Raw genomic sequence first — 9,075 nt, 5'->3', positions numbered from 1 at the left:
GTCTGCACGGCCGTCGCCGCCCCCGCCCCGGACCGCACATAGCAGCGGCCCGGCGTGGACTTGGAGATGTGCGCCGCGTCGGGCTGGTCGATGACGTCGGCCGACTCGGCGGGCTCGGTCACCCGCAGCGCGATCCGCAACGACGTGTTGGCCTGGATGTCGGCCGTCACCACGCCCGCGGGCCGCTGGGTCGCCAGGATCAGGTGGATGCCCAGGGAACGCCCCCGGCGGGCGATGTCCACCAGGCCCGCGACGAAGTCCGGCAGCTCGGACACCAGCGCGGCGAACTCGTCGATGACCAGCACCAGCCGCGGCATGCCCGGCCCGGTGTAGTCCTCGATGTCCTTGGCCCCGGCCGACAGCAGCAGCCGTTCGCGGCGGCGCAGCTCGGCCGCCAGGGAGTCGAGGGCCCGCTGCGTCAGGTGTCCGTCGAGGTCGGTGACCATGCCGACGGTGTGCGGCAGGCGTACGCACTCCTTGAAGGCCGCGCCGCCCTTGTAGTCGATCAGCACGAACGTGAGCTGGTCGGGCCGGTTCGCCACGGCCAGCGCGCAGATCAGCGTCTGCAGCAGCTCCGACTTGCCCGCGCCGGTGGTGCCGGCGACCAGGCCGTGCGGGCCGTCCAGCCTGAGGTCCACCGAGAACGGGCCGTCCGGGCCGATGCCGATCAGCGCCTCGGTGGTGCCCCGGTCCCGCCACCGGGCGGCGAGGTCGCGGGCGGAGGGGACGGGCATGCCCAGCAGGTCGAGCAGGCGTGCCGCGTCGGGGAGGTTCCCGCCGGGGTCGTCCCTGCTCACGTCACGGATCGGGGCCAGCGCCCTGGCCAGGCGGTCGCACCAGCCGGCCGAGACCAGGTCGCCGAGGACCGGGCCGATGACGTCGAGCCCGCCGCCGCGCAGGCGTACCATGCCGTCGGAGCCGCAGTCGGCCACCGTCTGGCACTCCTCGGGCAGCAGCCGCTGGTCCTCGTCGAGGGCCAGGGTGTAGACGCCGCAACGCGGCCCCTGGCGCAGCACCTGCGGCATGTTGGGCAGGCCGCGCAGCACCTGGGCGCCGTCGAGGATCACCAGCACGTCGTAGGGGCGCACGTCGTACGCGGAGAACGCGGGCTTCTCGGGCCCGCCGAGGTCGTCCCACCCGGTGGGGATCTTGGCCGTGTCGGGCAGCGAGGTGTTGCGGCGCTCGTCGATGAGGGCGGCCAGCTCGGAGACGCGGCGGGCGGCCGAGTCGGGGTCGGCGCCCACCAGCGCCACGCAGTCCTCGCCGCCGCGTGGCGCGCAGTGCGGCAGCCAGCGCACCCAGCCCCACCGCCGCTCCCCGTCGGGGTGCGCGGACACCACGACGATGGCCAGGTCGCGCGGGCTGTGCAGGGTGGCGGCCTGGGCGATCAGCCAGCTCGCCAGGCCGGCCGCGGCCTCGCGCGGCCCCGTGACGCCGGCCACGCCGAGCTGGCGCATGGGCAGCGCCACCGGCACGGAACGGCAGATCGGCGGCTGGATCGGCCCGCCCTGCTCCTCCGACAGCTCCAGGTTGGCGGGCAGGTCGGCGAGCCCGACCCGCAGCCGCAGCGCGTCGGAGTCGTGGACCCTGCGCTCCCACAGCCGCCGGCGCGGCCCGGTGGCCGTGAGCAGCACCTGCGCCGGGTCGGGTGCGTCGGAGCGGCGGGCCGCCTCGTCGGCGACCCGGGCGCGCTCCACGGCCTCGTCGTACTCCTCCAGCTTCACGGCGTGCTCCTTGAGCGCCTGCCGGTGCTTCTTCTTGCCGTGGCGACGGTCGCTCCACCACTGGCCGATCATGATGACCGGCGTCATGAAGGCGACGAGCAGGTAGTACCACTGCTGCAGGGCGATCGCCAGTGTCAGTCCGAGCACGGCCGGCAGGCACGCGGCCAGCAGCTGCAGCCGCATCCCTTCGTTCCTGGTCGGCTCCTTCGGCCGGACGAACCTGCGCTGGGGCTCGGGCCGGCGCAGCCGGGGCGGCCGGTTGTAGGCCACGCCGCCCTCGCCGTGCGGCGCCAGGTGGGCGTCCTTCGGCTCGATCGAGGTCAGCACGAACACCGACGACCCGCAGGTCAGCACGGCCTGGTCGGGCCATTCGGCGGGCTCGTCGAGCGGCTTGCCGTCGAGCTCTGGCACGTCGTCCTGGCCGGTGGCCAGCTCGGCGGCCTCGCGCTCGGCGGTCCTGGCGGTCAGCTCGGCGACCTCCTCGGCCCACCGCCCCTTGAGCCTGAGCTTGGGGGCCTCTCCGGGCCGCCGCCAGGCCCGCTCCACCGTGATCGACTCCGGCGTCACGCGTACGATGACCGCCTCGGGGGCCAGGGCGGGGTCGTCGATCGCCATCGCGCACATCGGGTCGGAGCCGATGACGTGCACGCCCAGCCCGAGCCGGTGCACCGCCCCGGCGGCCGGGCCGCCCACCACGCGCACCTCGGCGACCCCGCCGGGCTCCTCGACGACGGTGGCGCGGGCCAGGCGGGCGTCCAGCGTGACCTTGTCGCCGTCGCGCAGCACGGCGGCGGCGGGGGCGCGCGGGTCGAGCGGGCGGCCGTCGCGCCAGAGCGCCGGCGGCCCGTCGGGCCTGCGCGGACGCGGCACCCGGGCGCCTGCGGCCCGATCGCCGTCCCGGTCATGGCTCCCTGACAGCCCGTACGGCGCCCTGGCCCTGGGCAGCCGGACCACGGTGGCCAGCGGCCCGGCGGCGCCGGAGGCGTCGCCGAGCGCCTCGCTCACCCGCTCCACCGTCACGCCGTCGTCACCGTCGATCACGACGTCACGATCGCCCTGCCCGCCGAGCACGGTGAGCATGATCCGCATGGTGCCGTCCCCTCGGTCGACTCGGGCCGCCCAAAGTAGCGCCGAGAACGGCGCCGGGTGCGCCGGTTGACGGCAACGGCATGGGTCGTGTGAGAAAAGGGGCAGATGTTATTCAAGAGGCGTTGCCCGGAAAAGTTGGGAACCGTCAACTTGATAGAAACAATAGGCATCAATGAATTCTGGTTGACACGATGTCACCTGCGAAACGAGCATGGGTCGCCGAATTCCGCCACCGCGTTCATCGCAAGCCCCACATAATGGCGTGAATTCCGCAATTCACTTCGGGAGCCCCCCACCCATGAGGACCAGTGAAAAGCCTGCCGTCAACGCGGCGGCGGGGTTGTCCGGCCCGGCCTCGCGCAAGCTCCCCGTGCCGCCCAGAGAACGCAAGCCGGCCCTGGCCGCGCTGGCCGTCCTGCTCATCCTCGGCGGCGCTCTGGCCACGACCATGCTCGTCCTGCGCAGCGGCGACCGTGTCTCCGTCGTCCGCGTCACCCAGCAGGTCGGCGCGGGTCAGAAGTTCACGGGCCGCGACCTCGAAGAGGTGCAGATCGCCAGTAACGGCATCGACCTCGTCCCATGGTCGGCCCGCGACAGTGTGACCGAAGGTTTCGCGGCCGTCACGATCCTGCCCGGCACTCTGCTGACGAGAGACATGGTCAATCCGGCCAGCAGTGAGCTCGGCCCAGGAAAGGCGATCGTCGGCCTGTCGCTCAAGGCCGGACAAATGCCGGCGAGCGTGAGCGAGGGCGACCGCGTTCAGGTGATATTCGTACCGACCCGGTCAGGTCAGGGAGAAAGCCGCGTCCTCGCTTCGGACGCGCTCGTCCACACCACGGGGGAGGATTCCGGCCGGCTGACCATCGTGGTCGACGCGGCCGCGGCGCCGGAGATCGTGGCGTTCGCCTCCACCGGGGAGATCGCCGTGGCCGAGGTCACGGGGGCGGGCTGACGTGGCGCTGATCGTACTGGCCGCCGACAAGGGCGCGCCGGGCGTGACCACGGCCGCGACCGCCCTCGCGGCCGTCTGGCCCCGGCCCGTGCTGCTGGCCGAATGCGACCCCGCGGGCGGCGACCTCGCCTACCGGCTGCCCGCCGCCGACGGCGGGGTGCTCAACCCGGGCAGGGGCCTGCTCACGCTGGGGGCCACCGCGCGGCGCGGCCTGGAGGCCGCCCAGATCCACCAGCACACCCAGAAGATCGTCGGCGGGCTCGACGTGCTCGTCGGGCTCACGCACGGCGAGCAGGCCGCCGGCCTCACCTGGCTGTGGGGCCCGCTCGGCCGCGCCCTGGCCGCCATCCCGAACGCCGACGTGATCGCCGACTGCGGCCGCCTGGGCGCCCACCCGCAGATCGGCGACCTGACGGCGGAGGCCGAGCAGGTCGTGCTGCTCACCAGGGCCACCCTCGACCATGTCGCCCACCTGCGTGAACGCCTCCAGATCAGCAAGGCCCACGGCGTCGTCGTGATCGCCGACCCGCGCACCTACCGCGCCTCCGTCGAGGACGTCCGCAGGATCGTCGGCCCGCTCGTCCAGTCCGTGCACGGCCTGGCGTACGACCCGAAGGGTGCCGAGCTGCTGCGCGGCCAGTGGGGCGGCCGCCTCGACCGCTCCCTCCTCATCCGTACGGCCAGGGACCTGGCGGCAAGGCTGGTGAGTCACCGATGATCGACCACGCGCTCGTCAAGCGGTTCCGCCAGGAGGTCGGCGACCGCCTGGCCCATCAGCGCCGGCTCGACCAGGCCAACGGAATCCCGCCGATGACCGGCGAGGACGAGCGGCAGTTCGCCCGCGCGCTCATCTCGCAGGTGCTGGAGGAGCACGCCCGCAGCGAGATCGGCCTCGGCCGCACGCCGCCCACCGTCGAGGAGGAGGAGGCGCTCGCGGCCGGGATCCACGCCGCCCTGTTCGGCGTCGGCCGCCTGCAGCCGCTGCTCGACGACCCCCAGGTCGAGAACATCGACATCAACGGCTGCGACCGGGTCTTCGTCAGCTACGCCGACGGCCAGGAGCTGATGCACGACCCGGTCGCCGAGTCCGACGAGGAGCTGATCGAGCTCATCCAGATCCTGGCGGCGTACTCGGGGCTGTCGAGCCGGCCGTTCGACACCGCGAACCCGCAGCTCGACCTGCGGCTGCCCGACGGCTCGCGGCTGAGCGCCGTCATGGACGTCACCGTACGGCCGGCCGTGTCGATCCGCCGCGCCCGCCTGGGCAAGGTTTTCCTGTCGGACCTGGTCGGCAACGGCACGATCAGCCCCGACGTGGCGAGGTTCCTGACGGCGGCCGTCAACGCCCGCAAGAACCTCATGATCGCCGGCTCCACGAACGCCGGAAAGACCACCCTGCTGCGCGCCCTCGCGAACGAGATCCCGCCCGGCGAGCGGCTCGTCACCGTCGAGCGCGCCCTCGAACTCGGCCTCGACCAGTATCCCGAGCTCCACCCCAACGTGGTGGCGTTCGAGCAGCGCCTGCCCAACTCCGAGGGCCAGGGCGAGATCTCCATGGCCGAGCTGGTCAGACGCTCGCTGCGGATGAACCCCAGCCGCGTCATCGTCGGCGAGGTGCTCGGCGACGAGATCGTCACCATGCTCAACGCGATGACCCAGGGCAACGACGGGTCGTTGTCGACCATCCACGCCAACTCCAGCATGGAGGTCTTCAACCGCATCTCGACCTACGCCCTCCAGGCGAGCGAACGCCTGCCGATCGACGCCACGCACATGCTCATCGCGGGCGCCATCGACTTCGTGGTCTTCGTCGAGAAGCGCAACGACTACCACCTCGGCGGCAAGCTGCGCCGCTACGTCAGCAGCATCCGCGAGGTCAACGGCTGCGACGGCCGCGTGTTGTCGAGCGAGGTGTTCGCGCCCGGCCCCGACGGCATCGCCGTGCCGCATGCCCCGCTGTCCTGCCTGGAAGAGCTGGCCGCGCACGGCTACCTGCCGGGAGGGTGGTAGCGGATGCCGTTCACGATCGACCCGCTGGCGTTGCTGGCCGGCGCGGTGGCGGGCGGCGGCCTGTTCCTGCTCGGGCTCTCCCTGTACGGCCTGCGCCCCCGTCCGTCCCGGCCCAGGCGCCACCTGGTCAAGATGCTGACCACGCGCGCCTCCGTGGCCGCGGTGGCCGCCACCCTGGTGCTGGTCGTCACCGGCTGGCCCGTCATGGCGGTGGGCACGGTGCTGCTCGTCTTCGCCTGGCGCGGCCTCACGGGCGGCGCCGCCGAGGAGCGCGCCGCCATGCACCGCCTCGAAGGGCTGGCCGCCTGGACGGAGTCGCTGCGCGACACCATCGCCGGCGCCGCCGGCCTCGAACAGGCCATCCCGTCGTCCATCAGGGCCGCCGCGCCGACGCTCCGGCCGCACCTGCGCGCACTCGTCGACCGCCTGCACACCAGGATGGCGCTGCCGGACGCGCTGGCGCTCTTCGCCGACGAGCTCGACGACCCCTCGGCCGACCTAGTGGTCGCCGCGCTCATCCTCAACTCCCGGCTGCGCGGCCCCGGCCTGCGCGACGTGCTCGGCGCGCTGGCCGTCTCGGCCCGCGAGGAGCTCGACATGCGCCGCCGCGTGGAGGCCGAACGCCGCGCGACCAGGCGCAGCGTGCAGATCGTGGTGATCACCGCACTGGCCTTCGCGGGGCTGCTCGTGGTCTTCAACTCCGACTACGTCGAGGAGTACAAGGGCCCTCTCGGCCAGGCCGTGCTCGTCGTCGTCGCGGGGTTGTTCGGCGCCGGGTTCGCCTGGATGCGGCGGCTGGCCAGGTTCGACAAGCCCGCACGGCTGCTCATGGGAGGAGGCGAGAGCCATGGTTGAGGGCGCGCTGGCCGGCGCTGTCGTCGGTCTGGGGGTGTTCGTCCTGCTGCGGGCGCTCTTCCCCGCCCGTCCCGGCCTGGTGGCGCGGCTGCTCGCGCTCGACGCCGTCCGGGAGGACGCCGACGCCCCCCGCGTCCAGCTGCTGCTGCCGGAGGAGGAGGTCAGCCCGTTCCGCCGCAACCTCGGCGTCCGCCTGGCCCGTCTGTACGGCGCCCGCGGCTGGGAGGTGCGCTCGGCCAGGGCGGACCTGGCGCTGCTGGGGCGCTCGTTCGAGGCGTTCCTGGCCACCAAGGTCCTGCTCGCGGCCAGCGGGCTGCTGGCGTTCCCGCTGCTGCTGGGCTGGCTGGTGCTCATGGAGTGGGGCACGTCCCCGGTCATCCCGTTCTGGGCGGCGCTGCTCGTGGCGGCCGTCTTCTTCTTCCTGCCGGACCTGCAGGTCAAGAAGGACGCCGCGGCCAAGCGGCGCGACTTCCGGCACGTCGTCGGGGCCTTTCTCGACCTGGTCTCCATGAACCTGGCCGGCGGCCGCGGCGTGCCCGAGTCGCTGATGATGGCCGTCTCGGTCAGCGGTGAGCAGCCCAACTGGGCGATGGGCCGCATCCGCGACGCCCTGAGCGGCGCGAGGATCGTCGGCATCACCCCGTGGCAGGCGCTCGGGCAGCTCGGCGAGGAGATCAACGTCGACGAGCTGCGCGACCTGTCGGCGGCGCTCGGCCTGGTGGCCGACGACGGCGCCAAGGTCCGCGCGTCGCTGACCGCGCGGGCCGCCACGCTGCGCCGCCGCGAGCTGGCCGAGATCGAGGGCCGGGCGGGGGAGCGTTCGCAGTCGATGCTGGTGGCGCAGCTCCTGCTCTGCGCCGGTTTCGTGATTTTTCTCAGTTTTCCCGCCGCTATGAAGATGTTGGGGGTCTGATGCAGAACCATCCCTGGATCGTCTATCTCACCGCATACCTCGCAGAGCGTGTACGCAGGGCCCGCGAGGCGCCCACCCGCGGCGCCTCCGCCGTCGAATGGGTGATCATCACCGCGATCATCGCGGGCGTCGCGCTCGGCCTGGCCACCTTGATCAGGACCCTGGTCGTCGAGCAGCAGGCCGAGATCGAGCAGTCCTTCGGCGGTGGCGGCACCGGAGGCGGCGGCGACGGCGGCGGCGGCGGTGGTGAGAATCCGTGAAAGCCGCGCAGCGGCGGCGGCACGACGAGCGCGGCGTGACGGCGATCGAGCTGGCGCTGCTCATGCCGGTGATCCTCGCCGCCGTGCTGCTCATCGTGCAGGTCGCCCTGTGGTTCCACGGCCGCCAGGTCGCCGAGGCGGCGGCCAGGGAGGGCGCGCGGGTGGCCAGGGCGTCCCCGTTCGACTCCGGCGCCTGGCAGGACGCCGCCACCGGCAAGGCCACCGACATCGTGCGGACGATCGGCCCCAGGCTGCTGCGCGAGGCCACGGCCACCACGTCCGAGCGGGAGCCCGACGAGCGCTTCGTCACGGTGACCGGCAACGCCGTGCAGGTCATCCCGCTGCTGCCCGAGCTGGCGTTCACCATCACCGCGACCGCGGGCGGGCCCGTGGAGTGCTTCCGCCCCGACAACGGCGGCGGTGACTGCCGATGAGCGACCCCGAGCGCGGCTCCATGGCGGTGGAGACCGTCATGCTGGCCCCGCTGATGCTGCTGTTCCTCATGTTCCTGACCGGCGCCGGCGTGCTGGTGGAGTCGCAGGGCCGGGTCAGCGGGGCGGCCAGGGACGCCGCCAGGTCCGCGTCGGTGCAGCGGTCGTTCGACGAGGCCGAGGCGGCGGCCGAGGCCATCACCACGAACGTGCTCCAGGAGCGCTGCCGGTCGTCCGAGGTCTCCCTCGACGGCTCGAAATGGGAGGGGGCCGGCCACGTGCAGGCCGAGGTGACCTGCGAGCTCGACCTGTCGTTCCTCGGCTTCGACGCCACCAAGCAGCTGACCGGCACGGCCGTGGTGCCGCTGGAACGGTTCAGGAGAGTGGAATGAGGGACGGCGAGCGCGGATCCATGTCGGTGTTCGTCGTCCTGTTCTCCGTGGTCGTGTTCCTGCTGGCCGGGCTGCTCGTGGACGGCGGCTCGGCGATCAACGCCAGGCTGCGCGCCGCGGACGTCGCCGAACAGGCCGCCCGCGCCGGAGCGGACGTGATCGACGAGGACCACCTGCGTGAGACGGGGGAGACGCGGCTGCTCGGCGAGGAGCAGGTGTGCGCCAGGGCCGGCGAGATCGTCGCGGCCCAGGGCGGGGACGACGTGAGCCCCGGCGCATGCTCGCTCGGCGAGGGCCAGGCGCAGGTGACGGTCACCGTGAGCGTGCGGTGGGAGGCGTTCTTCCTGAGCGCGCTCGGCTTCCCCGGCTCCGAGATGACCGGCGAGGCCGTGGCCGGCCCCGAGGCGCGATAACCCCCGAGCCAGACCGAATCCCGCCGGTCGATGGAT

General features: G+C 72.9%; 10 protein-coding genes. 9 read left to right on the top strand and 1 reads right to left on the bottom strand.

Going from position 1 to position 9,075, the window contains the following annotated elements:
• Positions 1-2,813: FtsK/SpoIIIE domain-containing protein (locus E1286_RS28990; RefSeq protein WP_281282765.1), on the bottom strand; the 2,813-nt coding region annotated here is incomplete at its 3' end.
• A 298-nt stretch (positions 2,814-3,111) separates the two neighbouring features.
• On the opposite strand from E1286_RS28990, the gene E1286_RS28985 reads away from it, so the two are divergent.
• The 9 genes from E1286_RS28985 to E1286_RS28945 are packed head-to-tail and all read left to right on the top strand — an operon-like array spanning position 3,112 to position 9,039.
• The gene (locus tag E1286_RS28985; RefSeq protein WP_132617469.1) at positions 3,112-3,765 is read left to right on the top strand and encodes a hypothetical protein; all 654 of its coding nucleotides are present in this window, start codon (positions 3,112-3,114) and stop codon (positions 3,763-3,765) included.
• 1 nt (position 3,766) lies between these two features.
• Entirely contained in the window at positions 3,767-4,483 is a 717-nt protein-coding gene (locus tag E1286_RS28980; protein WP_132617467.1) for a hypothetical protein, read from the top strand.
• Complete coding sequence (locus E1286_RS28975; protein ID WP_132617464.1) at positions 4,480-5,775, top strand: TadA family conjugal transfer-associated ATPase; 1,296 nt, start codon at positions 4,480-4,482, stop codon at positions 5,773-5,775. Before E1286_RS28980 ends, E1286_RS28975 begins: the two co-directional genes overlap by 4 nt.
• A 3-nt stretch (positions 5,776-5,778) precedes the next feature.
• Complete coding sequence (locus E1286_RS28970; RefSeq protein ID WP_132617462.1) at positions 5,779-6,630, top strand: type II secretion system F family protein; 852 nt, start codon at positions 5,779-5,781, stop codon at positions 6,628-6,630.
• The gene (locus E1286_RS28965) at positions 6,623-7,543 is read left to right on the top strand and encodes a type II secretion system F family protein (protein WP_132617460.1); all 921 of its coding nucleotides are present in this window, start codon (positions 6,623-6,625) and stop codon (positions 7,541-7,543) included. Before E1286_RS28970 ends, E1286_RS28965 begins: the two co-directional genes overlap by 8 nt.
• Positions 7,543-7,803 (top strand): hypothetical protein, encoded by a 261-nt coding sequence (locus E1286_RS28960; protein ID WP_132617458.1) that lies wholly within the window; start codon positions 7,543-7,545, stop codon positions 7,801-7,803. The genes E1286_RS28965 and E1286_RS28960 overlap by 1 nt, the downstream gene beginning before the upstream one ends.
• Entirely contained in the window at positions 7,800-8,237 is a 438-nt protein-coding gene (locus E1286_RS28955; RefSeq protein ID WP_246075279.1) for a TadE/TadG family type IV pilus assembly protein, read from the top strand. The genes E1286_RS28960 and E1286_RS28955 overlap by 4 nt, the downstream gene beginning before the upstream one ends.
• On the top strand, positions 8,234-8,626 hold the full coding sequence (locus E1286_RS28950; RefSeq protein ID WP_132617456.1) for a TadE/TadG family type IV pilus assembly protein: 393 nt from the start codon (positions 8,234-8,236) through the stop codon (positions 8,624-8,626). Before E1286_RS28955 ends, E1286_RS28950 begins: the two co-directional genes overlap by 4 nt.
• The gene (locus E1286_RS28945; RefSeq protein ID WP_246075278.1) at positions 8,623-9,039 is read left to right on the top strand and encodes a pilus assembly protein TadG-related protein; all 417 of its coding nucleotides are present in this window, start codon (positions 8,623-8,625) and stop codon (positions 9,037-9,039) included. Before E1286_RS28950 ends, E1286_RS28945 begins: the two co-directional genes overlap by 4 nt.
• The last annotated feature ends 36 nt before the right edge of the window (positions 9,040-9,075 follow it).

Source organism: Nonomuraea terrae (assembly GCF_004348995.1).
Classification (GTDB): domain Bacteria; phylum Actinomycetota; class Actinomycetes; order Streptosporangiales; family Streptosporangiaceae; genus Nonomuraea; species Nonomuraea terrae.
Note: the sequence above shows the minus strand (reverse complement) of the source record. Positions and strands in the feature narration are given on the sequence as shown.

What these genes read in the sequence shown, in the direction of transcription:
- E1286_RS28985 (WP_132617469.1), top strand. Translation starts at nt 3,112, where the DNA reads ATGAGGACCAGTGAAAAGCCTGCCGTCAACGCGGCGGCGGGGTTGTCC.
- E1286_RS28950 (WP_132617456.1), top strand. Translation starts at nt 8,234, where the DNA reads ATGAGCGACCCCGAGCGCGGCTCCATGGCGGTGGAGACCGTCATGCTG.
- E1286_RS28945 (WP_246075278.1), top strand. Translation starts at nt 8,623, where the DNA reads ATGAGGGACGGCGAGCGCGGATCCATGTCGGTGTTCGTCGTCCTGTTC.
- E1286_RS28970 (WP_132617462.1), top strand. Translation starts at nt 5,779, where the DNA reads ATGCCGTTCACGATCGACCCGCTGGCGTTGCTGGCCGGCGCGGTGGCG.
- E1286_RS28960 (WP_132617458.1), top strand. Translation starts at nt 7,543, where the DNA reads ATGCAGAACCATCCCTGGATCGTCTATCTCACCGCATACCTCGCAGAG.
- E1286_RS28965 (WP_132617460.1), top strand. Translation starts at nt 6,623, where the DNA reads ATGGTTGAGGGCGCGCTGGCCGGCGCTGTCGTCGGTCTGGGGGTGTTC.
- E1286_RS28975 (WP_132617464.1), top strand. Translation starts at nt 4,480, where the DNA reads ATGATCGACCACGCGCTCGTCAAGCGGTTCCGCCAGGAGGTCGGCGAC.